General features: G+C 71.6%; 24 protein-coding genes. 14 read left to right on the forward strand and 10 right to left on the reverse strand.

The genetic code is table 11. The annotated features are described in order from the left end of the window. Positions 1–104: 104 nt before the first annotated feature. Positions 105–845 (reverse strand): response regulator transcription factor, encoded by a 741-nt coding sequence (locus J5X86_RS20845; protein WP_014054863.1) that lies wholly within the window; start codon positions 843–845, stop codon positions 105–107. A 104-nt stretch (positions 846–949) separates the two neighbouring features. Then, positions 950–1,696, reverse strand: coding sequence for a spermidine synthase (locus J5X86_RS20850; RefSeq protein WP_208518252.1), 747 nt, complete (start codon positions 1,694–1,696; stop codon positions 950–952). A 630-nt stretch (positions 1,697–2,326) separates the two neighbouring features. Between J5X86_RS20850 and J5X86_RS20855 the strand changes: the two genes are divergently transcribed. From J5X86_RS20855 to J5X86_RS20875, 5 genes are all read left to right on the forward strand, one after another. Then, entirely contained in the window at positions 2,327–3,043 is a 717-nt protein-coding gene (locus J5X86_RS20855; RefSeq protein WP_308124666.1) for a rhomboid-like protein, read from the forward strand. A gap of 74 nt (positions 3,044–3,117) precedes the next feature. Continuing rightward, entirely contained in the window at positions 3,118–5,535 is a 2,418-nt protein-coding gene (gene lon, locus J5X86_RS20860) for an endopeptidase La (protein ID WP_208518253.1), read from the forward strand. A gap of 136 nt (positions 5,536–5,671) precedes the next feature. Next, the gene (locus tag J5X86_RS20865) at positions 5,672–6,265 is read left to right on the forward strand and encodes a Uma2 family endonuclease (protein ID WP_208518254.1); all 594 of its coding nucleotides are present in this window, start codon (positions 5,672–5,674) and stop codon (positions 6,263–6,265) included. A 68-nt stretch (positions 6,266–6,333) separates the two neighbouring features. After that, a complete protein-coding gene (locus J5X86_RS20870) occupies positions 6,334–6,939 on the forward strand; it encodes a short chain dehydrogenase (RefSeq protein WP_208518255.1) in 606 nt (201 codons plus the stop codon). Positions 6,940–7,046: 107 nt separating this feature from the next. Next, positions 7,047–7,601 carry an NAD(P)H-dependent oxidoreductase gene (locus J5X86_RS20875; protein ID WP_208518256.1) on the forward strand — a complete coding sequence of 185 codons (555 nt, stop codon included), beginning with the start codon at positions 7,047–7,049 and terminating at the stop codon, positions 7,599–7,601. 107 nt (positions 7,602–7,708) lie between these two features. Here the strand turns inward: J5X86_RS20875 and J5X86_RS20880 are convergent, their stop codons facing one another. Next, positions 7,709–8,287: a TetR/AcrR family transcriptional regulator gene (locus J5X86_RS20880; protein WP_208518257.1), complete on the reverse strand. Its 579-nt coding sequence runs from the start codon at positions 8,285–8,287 to the stop codon at positions 7,709–7,711. A gap of 114 nt (positions 8,288–8,401) precedes the next feature. Further along, on the reverse strand, positions 8,402–9,250 hold the full coding sequence (locus tag J5X86_RS20885; protein WP_208518258.1) for a lysozyme: 849 nt from the start codon (positions 9,248–9,250) through the stop codon (positions 8,402–8,404). 207 nt (positions 9,251–9,457) lie between these two features. Here J5X86_RS20885 and J5X86_RS20890 point away from each other — a divergent pair, with 207 nt between their 5' ends. Further along, positions 9,458–10,027 (forward strand): MarR family winged helix-turn-helix transcriptional regulator, encoded by a 570-nt coding sequence (locus J5X86_RS20890; protein WP_078643585.1) that lies wholly within the window; start codon positions 9,458–9,460, stop codon positions 10,025–10,027. A gap of 201 nt (positions 10,028–10,228) precedes the next feature. Here the strand turns inward: J5X86_RS20890 and J5X86_RS20895 are convergent, their stop codons facing one another. Further along, the gene (locus J5X86_RS20895) at positions 10,229–10,999 is read right to left on the reverse strand and encodes a hypothetical protein (RefSeq protein WP_208518259.1); all 771 of its coding nucleotides are present in this window, start codon (positions 10,997–10,999) and stop codon (positions 10,229–10,231) included. A 389-nt stretch (positions 11,000–11,388) separates the two neighbouring features. Between J5X86_RS20895 and J5X86_RS20900 the strand changes: the two genes are divergently transcribed. The 5 genes from J5X86_RS20900 to J5X86_RS20920 all read left to right on the forward strand — a co-directional run bounded on the left by J5X86_RS20900 (position 11,389) and on the right by J5X86_RS20920 (position 17,566). Then, entirely contained in the window at positions 11,389–14,565 is a 3,177-nt protein-coding gene (locus tag J5X86_RS20900) for a nitrate- and nitrite sensing domain-containing protein (protein WP_208518260.1), read from the forward strand. Continuing rightward, positions 14,562–15,047, forward strand: coding sequence for a roadblock/LC7 domain-containing protein (locus tag J5X86_RS20905; RefSeq protein ID WP_208518261.1), 486 nt, complete (start codon positions 14,562–14,564; stop codon positions 15,045–15,047). Before J5X86_RS20900 ends, J5X86_RS20905 begins: the two co-directional genes overlap by 4 nt. After that, entirely contained in the window at positions 15,044–15,436 is a 393-nt protein-coding gene (locus tag J5X86_RS20910) for a DUF742 domain-containing protein (protein WP_078643591.1), read from the forward strand. The genes J5X86_RS20905 and J5X86_RS20910 overlap by 4 nt, the downstream gene beginning before the upstream one ends. 34 nt (positions 15,437–15,470) lie before the next feature. Further along, positions 15,471–16,082 (forward strand): ATP/GTP-binding protein, encoded by a 612-nt coding sequence (locus tag J5X86_RS20915; protein ID WP_107439400.1) that lies wholly within the window; start codon positions 15,471–15,473, stop codon positions 16,080–16,082. Between the two features lie 77 nt (positions 16,083–16,159). Then, positions 16,160–17,566 carry a styrene monooxygenase/indole monooxygenase family protein gene (locus tag J5X86_RS20920; RefSeq protein WP_208518262.1) on the forward strand — a complete coding sequence of 469 codons (1,407 nt, stop codon included), beginning with the start codon at positions 16,160–16,162 and terminating at the stop codon, positions 17,564–17,566. A gap of 21 nt (positions 17,567–17,587) precedes the next feature. On the opposite strand, the gene J5X86_RS20925 is transcribed toward J5X86_RS20920, so the two are convergent. The 4 genes from J5X86_RS20925 to J5X86_RS20940 form a co-directional block, all read right to left on the reverse strand. Beyond that, positions 17,588–18,808, reverse strand: a complete 1,221-nt coding sequence (locus J5X86_RS20925) for an NlpC/P60 family protein (protein ID WP_208518263.1) — start codon at positions 18,806–18,808, stop codon at positions 17,588–17,590. Positions 18,809–18,935: 127 nt separating this feature from the next. Continuing rightward, positions 18,936–19,202, reverse strand: coding sequence for a hypothetical protein (locus J5X86_RS20930; protein ID WP_208518264.1), 267 nt, complete (start codon positions 19,200–19,202; stop codon positions 18,936–18,938). Between the two features lie 127 nt (positions 19,203–19,329). Beyond that, the gene (locus J5X86_RS20935) at positions 19,330–20,157 is read right to left on the reverse strand and encodes a TetR/AcrR family transcriptional regulator (RefSeq protein ID WP_243980892.1); all 828 of its coding nucleotides are present in this window, start codon (positions 20,155–20,157) and stop codon (positions 19,330–19,332) included. Between the two features lie 286 nt (positions 20,158–20,443). Continuing rightward, entirely contained in the window at positions 20,444–21,373 is a 930-nt protein-coding gene (locus J5X86_RS20940; protein ID WP_208518265.1) for a diiron oxygenase, read from the reverse strand. A 205-nt stretch (positions 21,374–21,578) separates the two neighbouring features. On the opposite strand from J5X86_RS20940, the gene J5X86_RS20945 reads away from it, so the two are divergent. Further along, positions 21,579–22,688, forward strand: coding sequence for a ferritin-like domain-containing protein (locus J5X86_RS20945; protein WP_208518266.1), 1,110 nt, complete (start codon positions 21,579–21,581; stop codon positions 22,686–22,688). A 248-nt stretch (positions 22,689–22,936) separates the two neighbouring features. Further along, positions 22,937–23,449, forward strand: coding sequence for a GNAT family N-acetyltransferase (locus J5X86_RS20950; protein ID WP_059147725.1), 513 nt, complete (start codon positions 22,937–22,939; stop codon positions 23,447–23,449). A 252-nt stretch (positions 23,450–23,701) separates the two neighbouring features. On the opposite strand, the gene J5X86_RS20955 is transcribed toward J5X86_RS20950, so the two are convergent. After that, positions 23,702–24,592, reverse strand: coding sequence for a LysR family transcriptional regulator (locus J5X86_RS20955; RefSeq protein ID WP_208518302.1), 891 nt, complete (start codon positions 24,590–24,592; stop codon positions 23,702–23,704). A 189-nt stretch (positions 24,593–24,781) separates the two neighbouring features. Here J5X86_RS20955 and J5X86_RS20960 point away from each other — a divergent pair, with 189 nt between their 5' ends. Continuing rightward, positions 24,782–26,068, forward strand: coding sequence for an MFS transporter (locus J5X86_RS20960; RefSeq protein ID WP_208518267.1), 1,287 nt, complete (start codon positions 24,782–24,784; stop codon positions 26,066–26,068). The last annotated feature ends 6 nt before the right edge of the window (positions 26,069–26,074 follow it).

Below are 26,074 nucleotides of genomic sequence, written 5' to 3' on the forward strand. Positions count from 1 at the left end.
CCAGGTCTTGGGAATCCGGGCTCCGGGGATGCGCCAGGTCTTGGGAACCAGGGCCCCGGGGATCCGCCAGACCTTGGGAACCCTGCGCGCCCAGCGGCCCTTCCTCATGCCGCCGGGGTCTCCAGGGCGTAGCCGACGCCGTGCACCGTACGGATCCGCTCCGCGCCGATCTTCCGCCGCAGCGCCTTGATGTGGCTGTCCACGGTGCGGGTGCCCGAGGCGTCCGCCCAGTCCCACACCTCGGCCAGCAACTGCTCACGCGAGAGCACCGCGCGCGGGGTGTTGGCCAGACAGACCAGCAGATCGAACTCGGTCGGGGTCAGATGCACATCCGAACCGCGCACCCGCACCCGGCGCTGGGCGTGGTCGATCTCCAGCTCGCCCAGGCGCAGGATCCCGCTGCGCGGGGTGTGCGCGGCCAGCGCCGCCCGCTCCACCCGCCGCAGCAGCACATGCACCCGCGCGGCCAGTTCGCGCATGGAGAACGGCTTGGTCATGTAGTCGTCGGCGCCGACCCCGAGCCCCACCAGCATGTCGGTCTCGTCATCGCGCGCGGTCAGCATCAGCACGGGCACCGGACGGCGGGCCTGCACCCGGCGGCAGACCTCCAGACCGTCGAAGCCCGGCAGCATCACGTCGAGGACCAGCAGATCGGGCTGCCACGCCTCGGCCGTGTCGACCGCCGCCGGACCGTCTCCCGCCGTCTGGACCTGGAACCCCTCGGCACGCAGCCGGGCCGCGATGGCGTCCACTATGGTCGGATCGTCCTCGACGACGAGGACCCGGCGCTGTGCGCCAGGGGTGGTCGTGGCGGTCCCGTTGTGACCGTTGTGAGTCTGCTCCATACGCCCGCCCCTGCGTCTTCCGGTGAAACCCGCGGCTCGCGCCTGGTCATCGCTCAGCCGCGTTTGGTAGGCAAGCAAGCGTAAAGCCAGCGTACGCGGCTTTGCTACGCGCCCCGAACGGCGAGATGCACGACGTCGGGAACACCCCGGGCAACGCTGACCTCTTCCGTACGCACCTGCGTGAACCCGGCATTCCGGAGAGATACCTCGAACGCGGGTGACGGCTGCGCCGACCAGATGGCCAGCACTCCGCCCGGTGCCAGGCGCGCCGCACAGGCGGCGAGTCCGGCGGGGGAGTAGAGGCCGTCGTTGTCCTCGGTGACGGTCCAGTCGGGGCCGTTGTCGATGTCCAGGCACAGCGCGTCATAGGTCTGCGGGGTCTGCGGGGCCCGCGGGCCGGTCCGCAGCCAGGCGACCAGATCGGCGTGGACGATCTCGGCGCGCGGGTCGGCCAGCGCCCCGGCGGTCACGGCCGCCAGGGGCCCTTCGCGGTGCCAGTCGATCACCGCCGCCTCCCGCTCGACCACCGCGATCCGCCCCCACCGGGGCTCCGCCACCGCCTCGACCAGCGAAAACCCGACGCCGAGCCCGCCGATGAGCAGCGCGGGGGAGGGCCGGTCGGCGGGCAGCGAGCCGAGGGCGGCGCGGATGAGCAGCCGCTCGGAGCGGCCGTCGGAGGTGTCCATGAGGAAGCACCCATTGGCGATGATCTCGAAGACGGCGTCGCCCGACGGCCCCCCGTCACCGCGCCGCCGCAACACCACCTCGCCATACGGACCCTCCCGGCGGTCGACGGTCACCGGCCGGTCGTCGTCGGCGGGGCGGAGGTCGTACGGCGGCTGCGGATGCATGGGGTGGGGTCCTCCCGGGTGGTCCTGATGCCGCCATCCTCGCGTCGGTCCCGCCCGCCGGTCCAACCGATTCCCTCGGTGGTCCGGTGCCACGACGTCGCCCGCGTCACAGCCGGCGCCACGGTGACATGACTCACGGCCCCCGGGTTGTTGTTCCCGTCGTCGTGGATATGCGGAGAGCAGGGGAGTGAGGAAGGGGCGCGGGCGTTGACGACATCGATACGAGGGACGACGGACGCGGAGCCCGAAGGCGCGGACGGCTCCGGGGCGCCGGGGTCTGTGGGTGCGGACGCCTCCGGCCCACCCGGCTCCGCAGGCGCGGACGCCTCCGGCGTGGCCCTTACCGCGTGGGCGGCCTCGGCGTCGTCGGCGGGGCCTTCGTCGGCCGCTCCCGGGCGCCGTCCGGCCGTCCCGGGCGCGCGGGCGGCGGACGGCGGTGACCCGGGTGGGCAAGGCGTAGCCGGGACGGCTCGTCCGTGTGTCGGCTCGGCCGGTCGGCGGCGGGCGGTAGGGCGTACCGGGCCGGCCGCCCTCGGGGCCAGTACGCCGCAGGGGTCGGCGGCCGGGGAGGGGCGCGGGCGCCTTACGGTCGCCGCGGCGGGGCGCGAGCGCCTTACCGCTGCCACAGCGGTGGGCCCGAGCACGCTGCCCCGCCGCAACAACCCGCCGCGCCTCAACAAACTGCCGCGCACGCTCATCCGCGTGCCGTTCACCCTCGGCTACACGCTCGTCCTGCTCGGCACCGGGCTCTACGCCCGCCTCGGCGACCCCGGCACCGTGCACGATCTGCTCGCGGACTCCAGCACCGATGTGTCCCACCTCTCCCAGCGGCCGCTGCTGACGCTGCTGGTCAGCGCGTTGTGGGCGGTGGGCGGGGTCACCTCGCCCTATCTGGTCGTCTTCCCGCTGGTGCTCGGCGCGCTGGAGCGGCGGGTCGGCGGGGTGCGGACCGCCGGGGTGTTCCTGCTCGGCCATGTGCTGGCGACGCTGCTCACCGAGCTCCCGGTGGCCGCCTCCGTCGCCGTCGGGCATCTCCCGGACAGCTCGCTGCGCCGTCTCGACTACGGGGTCAGCTACGGCCTGATCGCCTGCGCCGCCGCGCTCGCCGGGCTGCTGGTGCCCCGGCTGCGCTGGGCGCTGCTCGGCGGGATCGGCGTCGCGCTCGCCGCCGGGAGCCTCGTCGACTTCGATCCGCTCACCGAGTGGGGCCATGGGCTCGCCCTGCTGATCGGCGTCGTCTGCTGGCCGTATGTCCGGCGAAACGCCAGGTGGCGGGCCTCCTCGAAGGGCGGCGACGCCGCCGAGGGCGGCTTCGCTCACAGCGAACGGGCGTCCGGGAACACCTGAGGCCCCTCCGTGCATTGAGTGGGCATTGATTATTTGAGTCTCACCGACTCAAGTTGCCTGCCGAAGGGGAGATCATGGCTTCGCTGTCCACACCGCTCACCCTGCCCGTACTGCCTCTCGACGACGAGGTCGTGCTGCCCGGCATGGTGGTGCCGCTGGACCTTTCCGATACCGAGGTACGCGCCGCGGTGGAGGCCGCCCAGGCCGCCGCACGCTCCAGTGGGAGCGGCAGCGGTAAGCCGAGGGTGCTGCTGGTGCCGCGCGTCGACGGCACGTACGCGGGCATCGGCACGCTCGGCACCATCGAGCAGGTGGGCCGGCTCTCCGACGGCGACCCCGGCGCGCTGATCCGCGGTGTGCGCCGCGTCCGCATCGGGGCCGGGACCACCGGCCCCGGGGCGGCGCTGTGGGTGGAGGGGACCGCGGTCGAGGAGATCGTGCCCGATCCGCTGCCCGGTGCCGTCACCGAACTGATCAAGGAATACAAGGCGCTGGCCACGAGCTGGCTGCGCAAGCGCGGCGCCTGGCAGGTCGTGGACCGGGTGGAGCAGATCGACGACGTCTCGCAGCTCGCCGACAACTCCGGCTACTCGCCCTTCCTGAGCGTGGCCCAGCGCGTCGAACTGCTGGAGACCACCGACCCGGTGGCCCGGCTGAAGCTCGCCGTCACCTGGCTGAGCGACCACCTCGCCGAGCAGGACGTCGCCGAGTCGATCGCCAAGGACGTCCAGGAAGGCGTCGACAAGCAGCAGCGCGAATTCCTGCTGCGGCGCCAGCTCGAAGCCGTCCGTAAGGAGCTCGCCGAGCTGAACGGCGACCCTGAGGACGAGTCCGGCGACTACCGGGCCCGGGTCGAGTCCGCCGATCTGCCGGACAAGGTGCGCGAGGCGGCCCTCAAGGAGGTCGACAAGCTGGAGCGGTCCAGCGACCAGAGCCCCGAGGGCAGTTGGATCCGCACCTGGCTGGACACCGTCCTGGAGCTGCCCTGGAACGAGCGCACCGAGGACGCGTACGACATCCAGGGCGCCAAGGCCGTGCTCGACGCCGACCACGCGGGCCTGGACGACGTCAAGGAGCGGATCACCGAGTACCTGGCGGTGCGCAAGCGCCGCGCCGACCGGGGCCTCGGCGTCGTCGGCGGTCGCCGCGGCGGCGCGGTGCTGGCCCTGGTGGGCCCGCCCGGCGTCGGCAAGACCAGCCTGGGCGAGAGCGTCGCCCGCGCGATGGGGCGGAAGTTCGTCCGGGTCGCGCTCGGCGGCGTCCGCGACGAGGCGGAGATCCGCGGCCACCGGCGCACCTACGTGGGCGCGCTGCCCGGCCGGGTCGTCCGGGCCATCAAGGAGGCGGGCTCCATGAACCCCGTCGTCCTCCTCGACGAGATCGACAAGGTCGGCTCCGACTTCCGCGGCGACCCGGCCGCGGCCCTGCTGGAGGTCCTGGACCCGGCCCAGAACCACACCTTCCGCGACCATTACCTGGAGGTCGAACTCGACCTGAGCGACGTGGTCTTCCTCGCCACCGCCAACGTCCTGGAGGCCATCCCGGAGGCGCTCCTGGACCGCATGGAGCTGGTGCGCCTGGACGGCTACACCGAGGACGAGAAGGTCACCATCGCCCGTGACCACCTGCTGCCCCGGCAGTTGGAGCGGGCCGGCCTGGAGCCGGGCGAGGTCACGGTGGCGGACGAGGCGCTGCGCAAGCTGGCGGGCGAGTACACCCGCGAGGCGGGCGTACGGACCCTGGAGCGTTCCATCGCCCGGCTGCTGCGCAAGGTGGCGGCCCAGCACGAGCTCGGCGAGCGCGAACTCCCCTTCACCGTCGGCGTGGCGGAGCTGCGCCCGCTGATCGGCCGGCCGCACCACACCCCCGAGTCCGCCCAGGACCCGGCCGAGCGCCGCACCGCCGTCCCCGGTGTGGCGACCGGGCTCGCGGTCACGGGCGCGGGCGGCGACGTGCTGTTCGTGGAGGCGTCGCTGGCCGACCCGGAGACGGGCGGCGCGGGGCTGAACCTCACCGGTCAGCTCGGCGACGTCATGAAGGAGTCCGCCCAGATCGCGCTCTCCTTCCTGCGCTCCCGCGGCGCGGAACTGGAGCTGCCGGTCGGCGACCTGAAGGAGCGCGGCGTCCACCTCCACGTCCCGGCGGGCGCGGTCCCCAAGGACGGCCCGAGCGCGGGCGTCACGATGACCACCGCCCTTGCCTCGCTGCTCTCCGGCCGCCAGGTGCGCCCGGACGTGGCGATGACGGGTGAGGTCTCCCTGACCGGGCGGGTGCTGCCCATCGGCGGCGTCAAGCAGAAGCTGCTGGCGGCGCACCGGGCCGGGGTGACCACCGTGATCATCCCCAAGCGCAACGAGCCCGACCTGGACGACGTCCCCGCCGAGGTCCTGGACAAGCTCGACGTCCACCCGGTCTCCGATGTCCGCCGAGTCCTGGAGCTGGCCCTCGAACCCGCCCGGACGGCCGCCCCCGAGGTTCCGGCAGCGGCGTGACGGACGCTGCCGGTGGCGCCGTGGCCCGGGGTCCCGTATCGAACGGGATTCCGGGCCACGCGTGACCTGTCGGCCGTGCGTATCGTTGGACTAACCGGCCGCGGTTTCTGCGTTCGCGGCGGGGAGGAGCGGCACGGTGACCGTCATGGCGATTGACAGGATCGAGATGGCCGACAGCAGCGACGAACTCACCTTGGACGCGATGTTCGAGGCGCTCGAGAAGATGCCCGTCCCCGAGGGAACCAAGGTTGAGATTGTCGAGGGGAACATCTTCATGTCGCCGCAGCGGGACGTGCATTGGTACATCATCCGTAGGATCGTGCGGGCTCTCGAAGATCGCTTCGGGGTGGACGTGAACGTGTTGTCGGATGTCCGCATCGACTATCCCGGCTACCTCAACGGCTTCGCGACCGATGTCACGCTGATCGCCGAGGGAGCTGTCAAGAACTCCAGGGGCCAGTGGCGTCATCAGGACGTCGAGTTCGTGGCCGAGGTGATCTCAAAGCGCACGGGTGCCAATGATTACGGCCCCAAGAAGTCGGCATACGCCACTGCCGAGGTTCCCGTCTATCTGATCATTGACCCCTACACCGGCAGGTGCCACCTGTTCACCGAGCCCAAGGACGGCGCCTACATCAACGAACGAACGGTGCCCTTCGGCGGTGAGGTGGATCTGACGAACACCGTCGTCGACCTGACGCTCACGACCGACGAGTTCCCCCGCGACTGACCCGCCCCGCGTTGCCTGGTTCCCACAGGGCCAGGCGGCGCGCCCCGCGCTCCGGCACGCTGAGCCGCATGAAGGTCATCGTGATCGGAGCGACAGGAACCATCGGGCGTGCCGTGGCGGACGCCTTCGAAGGTCGGCATGAGGTCGTACGGGCCTCCCGCACCGGCGCCACCGGCGCCGTGCGCGTCGACATGGCCGACCCCGCCACCCTCGACCACCTCTTCACGACCGTCCAGGACATCGACGCCGTCGTCTGCTGCGCCGCCTCCGGCGCGCTGACCCCGCTCGGCGGGGACGCCTCGGACGAGGAGTTCACCACCGGTCTGGACGCCAAGCTGCTGGGCCAGGTCGCCCTCGTACGCCGGGCCCTCCACCACCTCCGCGACGGCGGGTCCATCACCCTCACCAGTGGGGTCTTCGAAAAGCCCACCCCCGGCGGGGCCTTCGGCGCGCTGGTGAACGCCGGGCTCGACGCCTTCGTCCGGGCCGCCGCGATCGAGATGGAGCGCGGGCTGCGGGTGAACGCGATCTGCCCGGGATGGGTGCGGGAAACCCTGGAGAAGCTGGGCATGGACCCCGTCGAGGGGACCCCCGTGGAGACCGTCGCCCAGGCGTATGCGCAGGTCGTCGAGGGGGTGGCGCAGGGGCAGGTGATCGTGCCCGGCCGAGGCTGACCCGGGACCGAGGCCGGATCTGTTGGCAGCCAGACAGGTCTGTCTGGTAGCTTCGCCAGTGAAGCAGACAGACCTGTCTGTTCACGCTCGTCATCCCGGAGGGATCCGTGCCGCGCACCCTGCTCGTCCTCGCCCACCCCAACCTCGCCGCATCCCGCATCAACGCCGCGCTCGCCGAGGCGGCCCGGCCGGTGGACGGGGTCACCTTCCATGACCTCTACGCCACCTATCCCGATCTGCGGATCGATGTCGAGCGCGAGCAGCGGCTGCTGCTGGAGCACGACCGGATCGTGCTGCAGTTCCCCTTCTACTGGTATTCGGCGCCGCCGCTGCTGAAGAAGTGGCTGGACGAGGTGTTCCTGCGCGGCTTCGCCTACGGCACCGGCGGCACCTCGCTGCACGGCAAGTCGCTGCTGCTGGCCACCTCGACGGGCTCCGCCGAGGAGCAGTACCGGCCGGACGGGTTCCACCGCTTCGCGGTCGTCGAGCTGCTCAAGCCCTTCGACGCCACCGCCCACATCACCGGGATGCGCTACGAGGAGCCGCTCATCGTGCACGGCTCCCATACGCTCGACGACGCCGAGCTCGCCGTGTACCAGGACCGCTATCGCGAGCTGCTGGCCTCCGGCGTGATACGGGAGCACGAGCTGACCGCCGTGTGAGCCACGCGTCACGCCTGAGCCACGCGTCACGGCGAAGGGCCCGGCCGCACCCCAGGGGTGGCCGGGCCCTTCGCGTACGTACGAGAGCCGCACGCTGTGTACGAGAGCTACACCCGCGCCGGGCACGCCTCCGCGACCAGCGACCGCGCCGCGTCCTGGGCCGCCTCCGCGAACTCCGGCCTCGGCTCCAGTGCCGCCGCGGCCATCGTCCCGTCCACGAGCACGGAGATCTGCAGGCCGAGCCGCTCGGGGTCGGCGGCCCCGGCCTCCTGGGCCAGCTCGGTCAGCCAGGCCCGTATGGCGCGCTTGTGCTCGGCCGTCGCGGCGTGCGGGGCGGTGCCCGGCTCGGTCTCGCCCGCGGTCCTGGTGAACGCGCAGCCGCGGAAACCGTTCCGCTCGGTCGCCGCGATCAGCGCGTCGAAGACTCCGACGAGACGGTCCCGGGGATCGGCGCCGGCCGCCTCGGCGGCCTGCCGCAGCGCCCCCCGCCAGTGCTGGTCCGACCTGTGGAGATAGGCCAGGACCAGATCGTCCTTGGTGCGGAAGTGGGAGTAGAGCGTCGCCTTCGCCACGCCCGACTCGGCGATGATCCGGTCCACGCCGACGCCGCGCACCCCATGGGCGTTGAACAGCGCGGTCGCGGTGGACAGGATCCGCTCATGGGCGGAGGGGCGGGCGGTGCTCATGATCATGCTCCTTGGCTTGGCCGTAGGACGACCGACGCCCTCCAGCGTACAGACAGACCTGTCCGTACACCGGAGGGCGGACGCGCCGGATGTGGGGGGTGAGGAGGCGCGGGCTCAGCCGTTGGCGAGCGCCTGCAGCCGGTCCATGGCGCCGTTGAACTTGTTGTGGTCGCCGACCGTCGGGCCGGAGGAGGTGTACTGCCAGATGGTGTGGAAGCCCCAGCCCGCCGGAAGCTCGCCGACGGACGAGCCGTAGCGCGGAATCCACAGCGGGTTGACGCCACCGAAGGCGGCGGAGTTGCCCGTGCAGCTCTTCCACCAGCTCGTGGAGGTGTAGATCACCGGGTCGCGGCCGGTGCGCGCCTTGTAGGTGCTGTTGAAGGACTTGATCCAGTTGACCATCGCGCTGGCGCTCAGCCCGTAGCAGGTCGCGCCGTAGGGGTTGTACTCCATGTCGAGCGCGCCCGGCAGCGTCTTGCCGTCCTTGGACCAGCCGCCCCCGTGGTCCACGAAGTAGTTGGCCTGTGCGGCGCCGCTCGAGTTGTTCGGCAGGGCGAAGTGGTACGAGCCGCGGATCATGCCGACGTTGAACGAGCCGTTGTACTGCTGGGCGAAGTTCGGGTTGGTGTAGCTCGTGCCCTCGGTCGCCTTGACGTAGGCGAACCGGACCCCACTGCTCCACAGCGTCGCCCAGTTGACATTGCCCTGGTGGCTGCTGACGTCCACGCCCTCGACGGTGGCGAGCAGCCCCGTGGGCGCCTCGTCGGTCGTGGATCCGCCCTCGTGCTTGAGTATCTGTGAACCCGCCCAGTCGTCCTCGGGGTGGGGGATGGCCTTGTCGCCCTGGCCCTGGGCGGCGAACGCCGCACCGGGCAGTGCGATGGTCATGGCGAGGAGAGCGGCGAGGATTCCGATCAGCGCGCTGAGGGCGCGTCGGACCGAACCAGGTCTGTGCACGAGCATGGCGTTGCCTCCGAAGCCTCGGTGGGGGGAGAGGGCCGTCCGATTGGTATGACCATGTCAGGAACGACGCTACGGGCGTAGATAGGTCGACGGAAGGGGGAGGGTGTGATGCCGTTGGTCTAATCCTGCGAAATACTGGTGGAGCTGCGGTAACAACCGCGCGTGGTAGAAACTTTCACGAAGTGAAAACCCGGAGAGGGCTCTGACGTGCACAACAACGGGGCATTGCCACCCGAGCAGGGTGCGGGTGGCACCGTGGGCGGCATTGGTGTGGACCATGCATTCCTGGCTCTGGAGCGCGAATTGGCGGTTTTCCTCCGCAGGGCCCGTGCCGCTTCGGGGGAATTGGCCCGGGAGGTCCACCCGGAGCTCGAATCCGCCGCCTATGGGCTGCTGATGCGGCTGGAGGACGCGGGTCCGCAGCGCGCCACCGACCTCGCGGGCTTCGTGGGCGTCGGAAAGGCCACGATGAGCCGTCAGCTCCGCGCCCTGGAGGGGCTCGGGCTGGTGACGCGGACGCCCGATCCGGCGGACGGCCGGGCCTTCCTGGTGGAGTTGACCGAGGAGGGCCGCAGCCGCTTCAGCGCCGTACGGGTCGCCCGGCGGGCGCGGTACGCCCGCCGCCTCGCCGCGTGGGAGCGCAACGAGGTCGCCGAACTCGCCAGACTGCTGCACCGGTTGAACGCGGAGCAGGAGGCCGAGGACCCCGGTCAGGCGGCGCGTGCGGCGCAGGAGGCCGGGGATCCCGGTCAAGCGGCGCGGGCGGCGCAGGAGTAAGGCGCTCATACACGCCAGGATCGGCGACCCCCGCGCATCCGGCGACGCGGACGTGGCAACCGCGCTACTCCGCCCTGGAGGCAGGGCAATCGCGCTGCCGCCTTCCGTAGACAGGGCAATCGCGCCGCCCGCCCCGTAGGCAGGGCAATCGCGCTACCCCGCCCCGGAGACACGGCAGCCCGGCGGGGGCGCCCCCGCCGGTCAGAGCTCCACGAAGACCACGGCCGCGTCGTCGTGGGTCTTGCCCCGTGGGAACGCCGTACCGTCCGGATCGGCGTGCTCGGCCGCCCGCACCCGGTCGATCAGCGCCTGCGGGCCCTCCTTGCGCAGCAGCGCGAAGCACTCGGCCCAGTCGCCCTCGCCGAACCGCTCCACCCAGCGCGTCGCCCCGTCGGTGAGCGCCGCCAGCGCCCGCACCTCGCCGCGCGGGAACTCCCCGGTGACGGCCTTGTCGGAGACCGCGGGGTCGGCGGCGGCGGTGAAGAAGCCGCCCTCCGCGTTGCGCAGCGGGGCGAGCCGCCGACCCTCTGCCCGCAGCCGGTCGATGCGGTCGTCCAGGACCGGAGTCACTCCTCCATGGACCGGCTCGATGAGCAACACCGAGTCGGAGAGCACCAGATACTCGATCCGCTCGGCGTCCCAGCGCGCCGCGACGACAGTTGCCTGCGGAGTGAGAAGGTGAGAAAGGTCACACGTTGAACTATGAGACGCGGCGGTTCGGGCGATCGCCTCGGAGAGGCACTGTGTCAGGGGCATATCCCCTCGCGAACCGGACAGTTCGAGCAGCGATCCGCCGAGCCGCGCGGTGAACCAGCTCACGCTGTGTACGCATCCGTCGTCGCCCGCGGGCGGGGTCACCCCGTCCAGGACCACCAGCGCACCGCCGCTCCCCGAGGCCGGAAGGGCTACTGATGCGTAGTCCTCGTTGGGATATTGCTGATCGCCGGGGGCGGTCGCGAGTTCGATGCGCATTCCCTCAGTCTGCCGGACCGCCGTTGATCACCGCCGCCGTGGTGAGCTGGGCGGGCGTTGGTCCGTACCAAATCCTGCGCCGGTTTCTCGGCTGCCTGATTGGGGAGGGATTGACACTTCTGGGAAGCTGCGGGTGGGCATCTTGTCAGGGCGGTGAGGTCTTTACCAATCCGCGTAAGGTGGCGGGAGGGTATGGCCGCGAGCCAAAGTTGGTGGTCAACTACCCAATGCGGTTCACTCGTTCGGGTGGCCGGGTGGGTGATGCATGCCCGCCCCAGACCCGTCCTGAAAGGGTCGGAATCCCTACCAGAGGTGGGGAAACACAATTGTTGATCCGTCGTCACCTCTGGTCCACAGAGCGGTCGGGCGAGAATGGATTGTGAGCACCGGTGCGGAAGAAGCGGCTTCGGGGCACCACGCGCGATGCGGTAAGCGAGCCACGCCAGGACGAGGCGACACCACGACGGCACACCGCACGTGTCCGTCGTCGGCTGACCACGTCGGTCGCCCTCGTCTCCGTCGCCGTCCTCGGGGCCGGGACTCCCGCCGTCCTGCTCGCCCTCGATGACACCACCGACGCCCAGCGGCTCGTCGACCTCGCGGAGACCAACCGCGGTGCGGTGACCCTCGCCCACGCCCTCGCCGACGAGCGCGACGCCATGACGCGGTACGTCGCCGACGGGCGCACCACCGCCTCCGGCCGCGGAGTCTCCGAGGAGATGCGGGCCCGGGTCGACCGCCGCGTCCGCGAGGTGCGGGGGCAGGTCCCGGCCTCGGTCCGGCGGCTCCTCGACGCCCTCCCCGAAGTCCGGCAGCAGGCGCTGACCGGCAAGGGCTCGGCCGTCGACGTCTTCACCTCGTACACCCGGACCGTCCAGGCGCTGAACGGGATCACCGACACCCTCGCCCGCCGGCTCCCCGCCGACGCCGAATCCGGCGCCACCGCCGCGCTGGCCCCGCTCGGCCGCGCGGTGGAGGAGGCGTCCGCCACCCGCGGGCTGCTGCTGGCCGCGCTCGACGCGGGCGGCGGCCAGCCCACGCTGGTCTCCGCCGCCCAGCGGACCAACCTCCGCGAACAGTCCGCGCTGGCCGACTTCGAGCAGCTCGCCCCGGCCACCATGCGCGACGCCTACGACCGCACCGTCAACGGCACCGAGGTCACCGACGCCGAGCGCTATATCGCCCGGCTCACCGACCAGAACCGCTTGGCGGGCAATGACTTCTTCCTCAAGCAGGACCGCGTCGAGGCCGGTCTGGACACCCGGATCGACCGGATGCGCGGCGCGCAGTCCTCGCTGGCCTCCTCCGAGGCCGCCCAGCTCGCGCGGTTGCGGGACGACGAGGTCACCGACCTCGAGCTGCGCATCGGCATCGTCGGCGCCGCCCTGCTGGTCGCCCTCGGCGCCGGGGTGCACAGCGCCCGCTCGATGACCAGGCCACTGGCCGCGCTGCGGCTCGGCGCCCGGCGGGTCGCGGCCGATCCGGCGGCCGAGGAGCCGGTCGCGTTCAAGGGCCGCGACGACGAGTACGCGGACGCCATACGGGCCGTCAACGAACTCCACGCCAAGGCCGCGCGGGCGTATGAGCGGGTCGCCGAGCTGGAGACCGAGCGCACCCGGCTCGTCGGCGAGCGGCAGCGGATGGCCGATGAGCGGGACGGGCTGCGCGCCGAGCGGGACGCGGTCGCCACCCGGCTGGAGGGGCTGCGGGCCCGGGTCCACGGCAGCTTCGTGGGCCTCGCGCTGCGCTCGCTGGGCCTGATCGAGCGCCAGCTCGCCGTCATCGAGTCCCTGGAGGAGGGGGAGCAGGACCCCGACCGCCTCGAGACGCTCTTCCAGCTCGACCACCTGGCCACCGGGATACGCCGCTACGGCGAGAACCTCCTGGTCATCGCGGGCTCCGAGCAGAAGGCCACACACCCGGGGCCGGTGCCGCTGCTGGATGTGCTGCGCGCCTCGATCAGCGAGGTCGAGCGGTACGACCGGGTGCAGATCCAGGCGCTGCCGCCGCATGCCCAGGTCGCCGGGTTCGCCGCGGACAGCGTCAGCCACCTGATCGCCGAGCTCCTGGAGAACGCGACATCGTTTTCTCCGCCGGACGCGGCGGTCCAGATCTCCGGCTGGCTCCTGGAATCCGGCGAGGTCATGCTCTCCGTCCAGGACGAGGGCATCGGCATGACGCCCGAGCGCTTCCTGGAGCTGAACACCCGGCTCGCCGACCCGGTGCCGGAGTACTGCCAGGGCCCCCAGCCGGAGGACCCGCTGGGCCTCGGGCTGTACGTGGTGACCCGGCTCGCCGCGCGCCACGGCATCCGGGTGCAGCTCCGTGAGCAGCAGCCGGGCGGGGTGGCCGCCGTGGTCGTCCTCCCGACGAAGATCCTCCCGGCCGGTCCGCCCGGCGCCGGGCTGCCGCCCGCCCCGCCGGTGAGCGTGGGCGCGACGTTCGGCGGCACCGGACCGTCGTCCTTCCTGGGCTTCCCGGGCTCCGAGGCCGAGGCGAACTCCAACACGCTTCCCGGGCAGACCCGTTCGGTCGCCCGGGAGCAGGAGGGTGTGCCGAGCGCGGGCGCCGCGGTGGGTGTCGGTGCCGAGCCGTCGGCCGAGCCGGTCGCGCCGCCCGCGGAGCCGGATCCGGCGCCCCAGGCCGCCGAGCCGGAGCCCGAGCCCGCGCTCGACCCGGAGTCCACGCCCGTCGAGGCGGCCTCGGACTCGGAGCCGAGCGCCGCCTGGGCCGTCCCCGCCGAGCAGTGGGGGCAGACCGCGGACACGGGCCGTGACTACCCCATGGAGCCCACGCCGCCGCGCGGCCATCCGAGCCCGGGGAACGGCGGTGCGCTGCCCACCCTGCCCAAGCGCGTCCCCAAGTCGGCCCGGTCCGACGGGCAGGACGGCGCACGGCACGGAGCGGACGCACCGGCTCCGGCATCCCAGACGGCCCCGGCACCCCAGACCGCCCCGACCGCCCAGGTCGAGGAGCCGGAGGTGCCGGCCGTGGAGCGGACGATGGAGCTGACCCTCCATCGCATGAGCCGCGAGAGCTATGAGGACCACGACGACCGCGACCGTGAGGGCCGCGGCGACCGCGAGGACGGCGCGGACCGCGCCGACGGCGACGACCACGAGGACTTCGACCGGCGGTTCGGCGGCCCGCGCCACGGCATCCGCCCCGTCGGCGCGGACGCCTGGGGCCCGGCGGTCGGCGGCCCGACGGCGGCCGGTGAGCCGGCAGCGGCCGGTGAGCCGTCCCCCGTCGATCCGTACGCCATCGGCCCCGACCAGCACGCCCGCCCGCAGGACGAGGCGGCGCGCACCGACAAGGGGCTTCCCAAACGCACACCGCGGAACCTGGCGCTCCGGGAGCCCGATCCACGGGAGCGGACCGGCTCGGTGAACGCGGAGGAGCTGCGGCGTCGGCTCGGTGGCTTCCAGCGCGGCGCCCGCGACGGACACCGGGACGCCGCCGCCGAGGTCGCCGCCCGTGGCGAGCCCGCGCGGCGGCAGCGGGGAACAGCAGGACAGACGGGGGCGCAGAGCGAGGGTGGCACGGTTGAGGAGGCACGCGGGTGAATGCGCCCAGTAGTACGTACGGGTTGAGTCGCGAGGCCCGTAATCTGCACTGGTTGCTGGCGAACCTGGTAGAGGAGGTGCCGGGCGTCCGCTCGGTTGTGGTCGTCTCGACCGATGGGCTGATGCTGCTCTCCTCCGACACACGGCACCATGCCGCGTCGGCCGATCCGGCAGCACAGGACGGCCCCAAGGGCTCCAGTGCGGATCTCGCGACGATTGTCTCGGGGGTTGGCAGCCTCACGCTCGGCGCGGCGAAGCTGATGGACGGCGGCAGCGTCAAGCAGACGATGGTGGCGATGGACGAGGGCAGTCTGTTCGTCATGTCGATCAGTGACGGTTCGCTGCTCGGGGTGCATGCCACGCCCGACTGCGATATGACCGTCGTCGCCTATCACATGGCACTGTTCGTGGGCCGAGCCGGACATGTGCTCACCCCCGAACTCCGCAATGAACTACGCAGGTCGCTGGAGCACGCACAGTGACGGCCGCCGGGTCCGGCCGACCCGCCCGTAAACCCGCTCGCGTACGTCCGTACTCGCTCACCGGCGGTCGCACCCGCTCCGGCCATGTGCTGCTGGTGGAGACCTTCGTGGCGTCGCTGGAGTCTCCGGACGGACGGCTCGACCCGGCCCCCAGTGGGTTGAACGCCCGGATGATGCCGGAGATCCGGGCGATCATCGAACTGTGCGACAGGATGCGCTCCGTCGCGGAGGTCTCCGCGATGCTCAAGATCCCACTCGGGGTGGTGCGCGTCCTGCTCAGCGACCTGGCCGACCAGGGAAAGATCCGCGTCTACGGCACCGGGCGGGGTCCCGGCCAGCCGGACCGCGCGTTGCTCGAAAGGGTGCTCAGTGGACTTCGCAGGCTCTGAGACGATCACGGCGACCCCGCCGGCGACGTCGGAGATACCCGGGGCCGGGATACCCGGGGCCGAGGAGGTGCTCCAGAGGTGGCAGACGGACCGCTCCCGCGCGCCGATCGCCACCAAGATCGTGATAGCGGGAGGGTTCGGGGTCGGCAAGACGACCTTCGTCGGCGCGGTTTCGGAGATCACTCCGCTGCAGACCGAGGCGCTGATGACGCAGGCCAGCGAGAGCGTGGACGACCTCGAGGCGACGCCGGAGAAGCTGACCACCACCGTCGCGATGGACTTCGGCCGGATCACGCTGGAGAACGATCTGGTCCTGTATCTCTTCGGCACCCCCGGCCAGCAGCGCTTCTGGTTCATGTGGGACGACCTGATGCGCGGGGCCATCGGCGCGGTGGTGATGGTCGACACCCGGCGCCTGGACGAGAGCTTCCCGGCGCTGGACTACTTCGAGAGCCTCGGTCTGCCGTATGTGGTGGCGGTCAACCACTTCGAGGGGACTCCGCTCTACCAGCCCGAAGATGTGCGGGACGCGCTCTCCGTGGCGTCCACGGTGCCGGTGGTGATGATGGACGCCCGGCGCCGGATCGCGGTCGTGGACGCGCTGCTGGCGCTGGTGAGACACGCCGTTGACGCCTCACCCGAGTGACGTAACCTCAGCTCCGCCCGCGGGATGGAATGCTCCATTCCCTTTACCGGTCCGAGCTTGAGGGAGAGTCGACAGCCATGCGGAAGATACTCATCGTGGGTGCCGGTCAGTCCGGCCTCCAACTCGCTCTCGGCCTGCAGTCCAAGGGCTACGAGATCACGCTGATGTCCAACCGGACGTCCGATGAGATCCGCGGCGGACGGGTGATGTCCACCCAGTGCATGTTCCACACCGCGCTGGGCCACGAACGCGATCTGGAGCTCAACTTCTGGGAGGAGCGGGCGCCGCGGGTCGAGGGCCTCGGGGTCTCCGTCGCCGGGCCGCCGGCTTCCGAGGGCCAGGCCCATCCGCGGGTCATCGACTGGGTCGGCCGGCTGGACGGCCACGCCCAGTCCGTCGACCAGCGGATCAAGATGGCCGGCTGGATGGAGACGTTCGAGCAGCGCGGCGGCCAGGTGGTCGTCCACGGCGCCGCCGTCTCCGACCTGGACGTCCTCGACAGAAAGTACGACCTGGCGCTGGTGGCCGCGGGCAAGGGCGAACTGGTCTCGCTCTTCGGCCGGGACCCCGCCCGCTCCCCGTACGACACCCCACGGCGCGCCCTCGCGGTGGCCTATGTGCACGGGCTCGGCCCGCGCCCCGAGCACCCCGACATCGACGCGGTGCGCTGCAATCTCGTCCCCGGCGTCGGTGAGCTCTTCGTGATGCCCGCGCTCACCACCACCGGCCGCGCCGACATCCTCTTCTGGGAGGGCGTCCCGGGCGGACCGGTCGACGTCTTCCAGGGCATCACCGACCCCTCGGAGCATCTGGCGCGCGTTCTGGAGCTGATGGAGCGGTTCACGCCCTGGGAGTACGCGCGTGCCACCAAGGTCGAGCTGACGGACGCGGGCGGCACGCTGTCCGGGGGGTACGCCCCGACCGTGCGCAATCCGATCGGGCGGCTGCCGGGCGGTGGGCTGGTCCTGGGCGTCGCCGATGTCGTGGTGGCCAACGACCCGATCACCGGGCAGGGCTCCAACTCGGCGGCCAAGTGCGCGGCGGCCTATCTGGAGAGCATCGTCGAGCACGGCGACCGGCCGTTCGACGAGGAATGGATGCGGACGACCTTCGACCGCTACTGGGAGACCGCGCGGCACGTCACCAAGTGGACCAACGCCATGCTGGGCCCGCCGCCGGAGCACATCGTGGACCTCCTCGGGGCGGGGACCGCCTTCCCCGCCGTCGCCCACCGCATCGCCAATGGCTTCGACGACCCCTCCGACTTCGAGGACTTCTTCTACGAGCCGAAGAAGACGGCCGCCTATCTGGACGAGGTCAGGAAAGAGGCCGAGGCCGCGGAGGCTGAAGCCGAGGCTGAGGTCTTCGAGGAGGCTGAGGTCTTTGAGGAGGCTGAGGTCTTTGAGGAGGCTGAGGTCTGCGAAGAGGCCGGGGCCGACGACCGGGCCGGGGCCGAGGCCAGGGCCATCCGGTACGTCGGCTGACACCGGCCGTCGCCGGGGCGCTCAGCGCTTGGCGACGGTGGCCGGACCCGGGCGCACCGCGCCGTGCAGCGGATTGGAGGCGAGCGGGGAGAGCTTCACCCGCTGGCCGGTGCGCGGCGCCTGGACCACCTGGCCGTTGCCCGCGTACATCGCCACATGGCTCGCGCCCTTGTAGTAGATCACCAGATCGCCGGGGCGCAGCTTGTTGAGCGGTACCCGTGGCAGTTGGCGCCACTGCTCCTGGCTGGTGCGTGGAATGAGCCGCCCGGCATGCGCCCAGGCGGAGGAGGTCAGCCCCGAGCAGTCGAAGGAGTTCGGCCCCTCGGCGCCCCAGACGTACGGCTTGCCGATCTGGTTCAGCGCGTAGGCGAGCGCCCGCTTTCCGGCCTCCGCGGTCGGCATTCCGGGGCGGCCGGGGGCCGGGCGGGGGCGGGGCGCGGTGACGGTGGCGACCGGGGCGGGGGTGCCCGCCGGGGTGGCCCGTCCGCTTCCGGGGGCCGGGGTGGTGCGGGTGCCGCCGCCTGTGGCGGGGGCGTCCGGCGAGGCGCCGTTCGCGGGGCCGAGCGCCCCGGAGTCGAGCAGTTTGCGCTGTGCCTTCGCGGTCTCCTGGCGCTCGCGCTGCGCCACCTGGGCGATCTGGCGGGCGCTCAGCGCGGCGAGCAGCTTCTCGATGGAGTGCAGCTTTTTCTCCACCTTGTCCCGCTGTTTCTTCCGTTTCGCCGTCAGGGAGAGCTGTTTGTCCAGCGCGGTCCGCGCCCGGGTGGCGATGGTGTCGGCGTGCCGCTCGCCCCTGGTCAGCCGCTGCATCAGGGCGGCCTCGCGGCCGGCCGCCCGCTCCAGCTCACGCGCCTCGTCGGCGGCGCTCTCCGGATGGGGGGTGAGCAGGGTCAGCAGAAAGGCGTAGGAGGAGAGCGTGCTGTGGCCCTGGTACTGCTGACGGGCCAGCCGCCCCGCGTCGTCGTGACTGTCGGCGAGCTCCGTACGGGCGTGCACGAGCTCGGCCGTGAGCTCCCTGGTTCTGGTGCGCTGCTTGCGCAGCTTCTCCTCGGTCGCGTTGTACGTCTCCGTCGCCTCCTCGGCCTTCCGGTACAGCGTCTTGAGCTGCGTCAGCAGCTCGGACACGGACCGGTCGGCGGGGCGGGAGGGGGCGGCCGACGCCGTCGCCGCCGGAACGGCTGGTACCAGCGCGGCGGTCGCCGTGATCGCCGCCGCGCAGACCGAGCCCACGATCCGTCCTGACACGTGATCACCTCCGGCTCACTGACGCCTCTGTTCGGCGTCCAGCTCAGCAGGATCGTGGCATGACGTTCGTATCTTCAGGAGAATTGTGGGCGAGTCGGGCGAATATGGTCACCCGTCCGGCGGGCCGTCAGCTCGGCTTGGACCACGGCCACTTCAGCCCGCCACCCGGTTTTCCCTCCGGGTCGTACTCATAGGCCCAGCCCCGGACCAGGCCCAGCCGCTTGGACATGGCGGCCGGAACCCTGCGGTAGACATGCACCGTCGGCGGTGCACCCGCCTCGTTCTCCACCGGCACCTCGTAGGTCTTCGGCGGCTGGCCGGTGAGACCGACCAGCACCGGCAGCACCCGGCCGTCCAGCGGCCCGCCCACAAAGGGCGTCTCCTCGCTTCTCACCGCACCAGTCTCACAGCATCGCCCGCGTCCCGGCCGTCACCGGCCGTGCCCATCACAGCAGCCACCGATCGTCCGCGTCACAGCGGTCACCCACCGCACCCGTCACGGCAGTCACCGATCGCACCCGTCACAGCAGATGTGACGCCTCGCCCAGCGCGGGCACAACACGGCGTGCCAGCCGCCCGACCAGGCCCTCGGCGGGCTCCATGATGAGCGCGGCCCGCATCACCCGGGCCGCCTGCGGATCGGTGGTCGCGGTGGCGGTCAGCATCGCCACGAACTGGTCCACCAGCCAGTCGCGCAGCTCCTCCACCGGGGGCCGCTTCTCCTCGTCCAGCCAGATCAACGAGGCCGCCTCGACGGCCGTGATCCAGGTGCGCACCATCATCCGCAGCCGCGCACCGGGCTCCTTGACCGCCAGATGGAGCAGAATCTCCTCGGCCGCCGCCCGCCGCACCTCGTCCACGATCGCGTTCGTCCGCGAGGTCTCGACCACGCTGCCGCTCTGCAACAGCGCGCTGAACCCCGCGTCGTGCTCGTCCACGAAGGCCAGATAGCGGTCCAGCACCCGGCTCAGCCGGCCGCTGAGCGGACCGCTCCTGGGCTCCTCGAAGCACAGCTCCAGCTCATCGGCGGCGCTGCGCAGCGCCGCCTCGTACAACTGCTGCTTACCGCCGGGGAAGTAGCGGTAGACCAGCGGACGGGAGGCACCGGCGGCCAGGGCCACATCGTCCAGCGACACGTCCTCGGGCGCGCGATGGGCGAAGAGGCCGAGCGCGGCGGTGAGGAGTTCGGCCCGCCGCGCCTCGACGCTCAGCCTGCGGTAGCTCCCCCGCCGGGCGGCCGGCGGGCGGGCGGTGGCCGGGGGTTCCGCCGCCGGGCGTGCGGCGGCGCTCGCCTCCGCCGGGGGTGTCGCCTCCGGGGGCGCCGAAGCGGTGCCGCTGCCTGTCGTCATGCCTGGCAGCGTAACCGGCCATCGTGACGAAGCGGATGCCCCCTTCGGCCCGACCCGGATGGGCCCTCGGGTCCGGCCCGAACGCGGCCCTTGGGCCCGGCGGCCCAATGCCCCTTGGCCCGGCGGCCCGATGCCCCCTGGCCCCAGCCCTACGGGGTGTCCGCCGCGTGGCAGGGGCTTCGCCCCTGAACGCCGGGGTCTGGGGCGGAGCCCCCACGCGGCGGAGCCGCATATCGACGCTGCGTGGGAAGGGGCGGGGAGGGGAACAGCCCGCCGCAGGCGACCCCTAGGCCAGCAGCCCCGAGCTCTTCCACAGTCGGCGGCCCACGCCCCGCATCACCCCGACGTCGTCGAGGAATTCGGTCAGCTTGCCGGCGCCGCTGCGCATCACCTCACGGCGATGGGCGCTGGCCTGCACTTGAGCGACGGCCGCGCGCCGGTCGAGCCCCACGTCCGAATAGACCTTGGGGTTGATGAACGCCTGCGAGAAGATCCGGGAGAACTCGCCCGACCCGATCCGGGTCAGCTCCGCCTCCCAGCGCGGCGCCCGCAGCATCTGGCGGCGCAGCTCCTCGCGTGCGTACCGCACATGGCGCGCCTCCTCGACCACATGGATCCGGGTCACCCCGCGCACCAGCGGCTGCACGCGCTCGTCGGGGAAGGTCAGCCGCTGCATCCAGTCCAGGATCTCCTCGCCGAGGAGGGTCGCGGTGAACGAACCGGGCGTGGTGGAGATCGCCTTGAAGATCCGGCCCAGGTTGTGGTGGAGCCGGGTGACCGGATAGGCCGGGGTGCCGCTCTTGGTGATCAGCCGCGCGAACATCTTGGAGTGGCGGCACTCGTCGGCGATCTCGGTGAGCGCGTACCGCACATGGGCGCTGGTCGCGGGCTTGTCGTAGATGTGCCGGGTCATCAGCTGGATGAGGATGATCTCGAACCATATGCCCAGGGAGGCGAGCGCCGCCGCCTCGTGCCGGGCGAGCAGTTGCCGCTGCTCCTCGGACATCCGCCGCCACATGGGCGTGTCGTAGAGCGAGACCAGCTCCGGTGGCCAGAACCACTTGCCGGGCTCGAACGGCGCGTCCCAGTCCAGTTCGGTGTCGGGGTCGAAGGAGTGCTTGGCGGAGGACTCGAGCAGTCGCTCCGCGACCCGTTCGCGGTCCTTGATCAGCCCGAGCGCGTCCCGGAGCGCGGGGGGTTCGGTCGTGGTGGTCATCGCTGAGGGCACCTCACTGGTGGCTCGTCACTGGTGGCTCGGACAAACGCCGGTGGGATGGGTTACCGGTGGATATCTCTTATGAGACTCTGTGTCAGCAAGGGCGTCAATCCCTTGGGGAGGTCTTATTGACCGGCGAGTAACGGTCATGTGAGCCTGCCGAGTACGCATCCGTTCACGGGGGAGCGAGGCGAAGGAGGCGTCGGTGTCGACGCAAGATCTCTACGCGATGGATCCCGGGGACCCCCTGTGGCAGGTGCCCGCCGGTGGCGCCGCCCGATTCAGCTGGGAGTACGACGACCACCGGGCCCGGCTGCTCGGCCTCTACCAGAAGGGCAAGGACAAGCAGTGGGACGCGGTCAAGCGGATCGACTGGGGCCTGGAGGTGGATCCGTACGACCCCCTGGGCACCCCCGATGAGTCGCTCGCCCTCTACGGCACCCGCCACTGGGACCGGATGACCGAGCGGGACAAGGGCGAGCTGCGGCATCACGTCGCCGCATGGCAGTTCAGCCAGTTCCTCCACGGCGAACAGGGCGCGATGGTGTGCGCGGCACGGATCGTCGAGGCCGCGCCCGACCTCGACGCGAAGTTCTACTCCGCCACCCAGACCATGGACGAGGCGCGCCACGCCGAGCTCTACAGCCGCTTCCTGCACGACAAGCTCGGCACGTTCTACCCCATCAACACCGATCTGCGGACCCTCCTCGGCGACACCCTCCGCGACTCCCGCTGGGACATGGCCTATCTGGGCATGCAGGTGCTCATCGAGGGCCTGGCGCTCGCCGCGTTCGGCCTCATCCGCGACACCACCGACAAGCCGCTGCCCCAGCAGATCCTCGCCTACGTCATGCAGGACGAGGCCCGCCATGTCGCCTTCGGCCGAATGGCGCTGCGCGACTACTACCGGCAGTTGAGCGACGCGGAGCTGCGGGAGCGCGAGGAGTTCGTCATCGAGGGCTGCTACCTGATGCGCGACCGGCTGCGCGGGGTGGAGGTCCTGGAGAACTTCGGCATCCCGAAGGCCGAGGCCGAGGAGTACTGCGAGCAGTCGCCGTTCCTGCATATGTTCCGCAAGCTGCTGTTCAGCCGGATCGTCCCCTGTGTGAAGGACATCGGGCTTTGGGGCGAGCGGCTCCAGCGGGCGTATGTCGACATGGGCGTGCTGGAGCTGGGCGACAGCAACCTCGACCTGCTGATGAGCCAGGACGAGGAACTCGCCGAGCGGCTGGACGAACGGCGCTTCGCGGAGGAGGAGGCGGCACGCACGGGCGAGGTCGAGGAGGCGATCGCCGAGGGCGCGGCCGAGGCATGAGATCTCGTGGGGCCGCGTGAGGCGTGGGGCCGGGTGAGATCTCGTGGCCCTCTCAACCTCCCCTCGAACCAGCGTTCTTGGTAGGTTCTTGATCATCGCCAGCGGAGAAGGCCGAGGTCATTGGGGTGACCTCGGTCCGGTGGCGTTCATATGCCTTCATATGAAGGAACGAAGGAACGGCCGAAGGGTGCTCTCCACGGCGGTGGGGGGCACACCTTTGTTCCGGCGTTCCGGAGGATGATGGTGGGGTGCGGATTCGAACGAGCACCAGTGAAGAACTCCCCGTCCTCCAGGACATAGAGCGCGCCGCCGGACTCTGCTTCCGGGACATCGGGATGGACGAAGTCGCCGATGACGAGCCCCTGAGCCTGGAGGAGCTGAGCCGCTACCAGCGGGCCGGACGGGCCTGGGTCGCGGTGGACGACGCCGACCGGGCGATGGCGTATCTGATCACCGACCCCGTCGACGGAAACGTCCACATCGAGCAGATCTCGGTCCACCCCGACAGCGCCCGCCGTGGCGTGGGCCGGGCCCTGATCGACCACATCGCGGTGCGGGCCGCCGGCGACGGCGTCCCCGCGCTCACCCTGACCACCTTCGTCGACGTGGCCTGGAACGCCCCGTACTACGCCGCACGATGCGGCTTCCGGACCCTGGCCGAGGCCGAGCTGACCCCCGGCCTCCGGGAGATCCGGCGCTGCGAGGCGGGCCATGGGCTGGACCGCTGGCCACGGGTGTGCATGCGCAGGGATGTGGGGTAGCGGCCTCGCTGAAGTCGGGTGCGGTTCGGGTGCGCCCCGAAGGGGCGCGGGGCTGTGTCGATATGCGGCTCCGCCGCGTGGGCGACCGACCACGACGCAGCCGCGGATGAACGACCGTGCCTCGCGGCACTTCCCGCGGAGCGCTTAGCCGATACGCGGATATGGCGCGGGCCGGGGCCCGGCACAGGGAGGACCCCGGAGGACCACGGCGCCCGGCAGGGGGGACGGCCCCGAGGTGGCTGAGGCCGCTGCCTAAGCGCACAGCTCCTCCACCGCCCGCCCGAACGCCCGTATCCGCGCCGTCTCGTCCGCCCGCCGCCACACCAGGCCGAGCATCGAGTCCGGCACCCCCTCGACCGGTACGAAGGTGATGTCCCGGCGGCGGTGATACTCCGCCGTCGGGACGCACAGCAGCATCCCGCCCCGTCCCGCCGCGACCGCCGCCAGCCCCTCCTGGAGCGTGTGCACCCGCGGCCCGCGCGGGATCGGGCGCCCACCGGGGGTGGCGGCGGGCGCCATCGCATCGTGCCAGTAGCGCGGCGCGGGGGCGGACGGGCCGATCAGCGGGCAGTCGGCCAGCGCCTCGGCATCCACGCGGGCGCGGCCCGCGAACGGATGCCGGGCGGAGACCACCACCGTCTGCGGCTGCTTGGAGAAGACCGGGCCGAGGACCAGATCGGGCTCGGCGACCGGCAGACATACGATCGCGGCGTCCACCTCACCGGCCCGCACCGCGCCGAACGGATCGGCCAGCGGGATCTCCACGGTCGTCGTCTCACAGCCGGGGTGGCGTTCCCGGAAGGCCGCGATGGCCTCCGTCACCCGTTCATCGGCGGCCCCCTGGAACCCGATCCGCAGCACGCCCTCCATCCCGCGCGCCGCCCCGCGGGCGCTCTCGACGGCCCCGTACAGCGCCTCGTAGGCGGGCCGGAGATCGGCCAGGAACCGCTCGCCGAGCGGGGTCAGCCGCGCCCGGCGGCTGGTGCGCTCCAGCAGCCGGGCGCCGATCCGGCGCTCGAGGGACCGCAGTAGCTGGCTCACCCTGCTCTGCGAGATGTACAACCGCTCCGCCGCGCGCCCGAAGTGCAACTCCTCGCTCAGCGTGAGAAAGCACTCCAGCTCGCGGATCTCCAACCCGGCCATGGCCTCCCCATGGGTCGCGCTCGCGCTGACGCGCATTGCCTCGCCTGGACGCGTCTTGCCTCGCCTGGACGCGCATTGACGCGCATTGACGCGCATCGACTCGCATCGACTCGCATTGATGAGCCTCGCTCATAGAAGTCTGAGAACTTCGGCGTTGTTCCCGCAGGGGCACGGCTGTTCGCTAAAGACATGTCCAATAGCACGGAACTCACCGCTCCGGCAGGCACATCCGGGTCACCTCCGGTGGTGCGCTCGCCGCTCAGGGCCTGGCTCGCCGTCGTCGCCGTCGCGGTCGGCACCTTCTCGGTGGTCACCACCGAGATGCTGCCGGTCGGCCTGCTGACGTCGATCGGCTCCGTGCTCGGCGTCTCGGACGGTACGGTGGGCCTGGCCATGACCGTGCCCGGTCTGGTCGCCGCGTTCGCCGCCCCGCTGCTCACCGTCACCGTCGGCCGCTTCGACCGGCGGCTGGTGCTGTGCGGTCTGATGGGGTTGCTGGCCGTCGCCAATCTGCTGTCCGCGCTCGCGCCCGGCTTCGCCGTCCTGCTGTTCGCCCGGGTGCTGGTCGGGGTGAGCATCGGCGGGGTGTGGTCGATCGCGGGCGGGCTCGCGGTGCGACTGGTGCCCGAGCGGTCCGCGGGCCGCGCCACCACGCTGATCTTCAGCGGTATCGCGGTGGCCTCGGTGCTGGGGGTGCCGATCGGGACGCTCCTCGGCGATCTGGTCCACTGGCGGGTCGCCTTCGCCGCCATGGCCGCCCTGTCGCTGGCCGTGGCAGCCGCCATGGCCGTCACCCTGCCGCCGTTGCCCACGGCCGGGACCATGCGGCTGCGCGAGGTGCCCGGGCTGTTCCGCAACGTCCGGCTGCGGACCGGCCTCATCACCACATTGCTGCTGGTCACCGGCCACTTCGGGGCGTACACCTACGTCCGCCCGGTGCTCGAGGACGTCGCCGGGGTCGGAACGGGTCTGATCAGCACCCTGCTGCTGGCGTACGGCGTGGCGGGCATCGCCGGGAACTTCCTGGCCGGCACCACCGCCCACCGCGATCCGCGCCGCACCCTCATGGTCATCTTCACCCTGCTCGCGGCGGCCGAGCTGCTGATCCCGGTCGCCGGTTCCACGACGGCCGGGGCGGCAGTACTGCTGCTGGTGTGGGGCCTGGCGTACGGCGGGGTGTCGGTGACCTGCCAGACCTGGGTGCTGCACGCGGCCCCGGACGCGCGGGAGGCGGCGTCGGCGCTGTTCGTCGGGGTCTTCAATGTGGCGATAGCGCTGGGCGCGCTGCTCGGCGGCCGGGCGGCGGACGCGATCGCGGTCCCCAGCGTGATGTGGTTCGGGGGCGCGCTGGTGGTCCTCGCCCTGGCGAACATGGCGCTCTTCGGCAGCCGGGGAGCCGTCGCGGCGTCCGGCCGGACGGGGGCCTCGTCAGGTCATGGGGCCACGTCAAGCCATGTGGACCAGGCGCTCAGGTGAGACCCT

The sequence above is a fragment of the Streptomyces sp. NEAU-YJ-81 genome, assembly GCF_017592595.1.
Classification (GTDB): domain Bacteria; phylum Actinomycetota; class Actinomycetes; order Streptomycetales; family Streptomycetaceae; genus Streptomyces; species Streptomyces hygroscopicus_B.

Coding starts and splice junctions, on each gene's coding strand:
- J5X86_RS20920 (WP_208518262.1), top strand. CDS start 16,160: ATGCGGAAGATACTCATCGTGGGTGCCGGTCAGTCCGGCCTCCAACTC.
- J5X86_RS20960 (WP_208518267.1), top strand. CDS start 24,782: ATGTCCAATAGCACGGAACTCACCGCTCCGGCAGGCACATCCGGGTCA.
- J5X86_RS20880 (WP_208518257.1), bottom strand. CDS start 8,287: ATGAGCACCGCCCGCCCCTCCGCCCATGAGCGGATCCTGTCCACCGCG.
- lon (WP_208518253.1), top strand. CDS start 3,118: ATGGCTTCGCTGTCCACACCGCTCACCCTGCCCGTACTGCCTCTCGAC.
- J5X86_RS20955 (WP_208518302.1), bottom strand. CDS start 24,592: ATGGCCGGGTTGGAGATCCGCGAGCTGGAGTGCTTTCTCACGCTGAGC.
- J5X86_RS20895 (WP_208518259.1), bottom strand. CDS start 10,999: ATGCGCATCGAACTCGCGACCGCCCCCGGCGATCAGCAATATCCCAAC.
- J5X86_RS20850 (WP_208518252.1), bottom strand. CDS start 1,696: ATGCATCCGCAGCCGCCGTACGACCTCCGCCCCGCCGACGACGACCGG.
- J5X86_RS20885 (WP_208518258.1), bottom strand. CDS start 9,250: ATGCTCGTGCACAGACCTGGTTCGGTCCGACGCGCCCTCAGCGCGCTG.
- J5X86_RS20935 (WP_243980892.1), bottom strand. CDS start 20,157: ATGACGACAGGCAGCGGCACCGCTTCGGCGCCCCCGGAGGCGACACCC.
- J5X86_RS20940 (WP_208518265.1), bottom strand. CDS start 21,373: ATGACCACCACGACCGAACCCCCCGCGCTCCGGGACGCGCTCGGGCTG.
- J5X86_RS20845 (WP_014054863.1), bottom strand. CDS start 845: ATGGAGCAGACTCACAACGGTCACAACGGGACCGCCACGACCACCCCT.
- J5X86_RS20870 (WP_208518255.1), top strand. CDS start 6,334: ATGAAGGTCATCGTGATCGGAGCGACAGGAACCATCGGGCGTGCCGTG.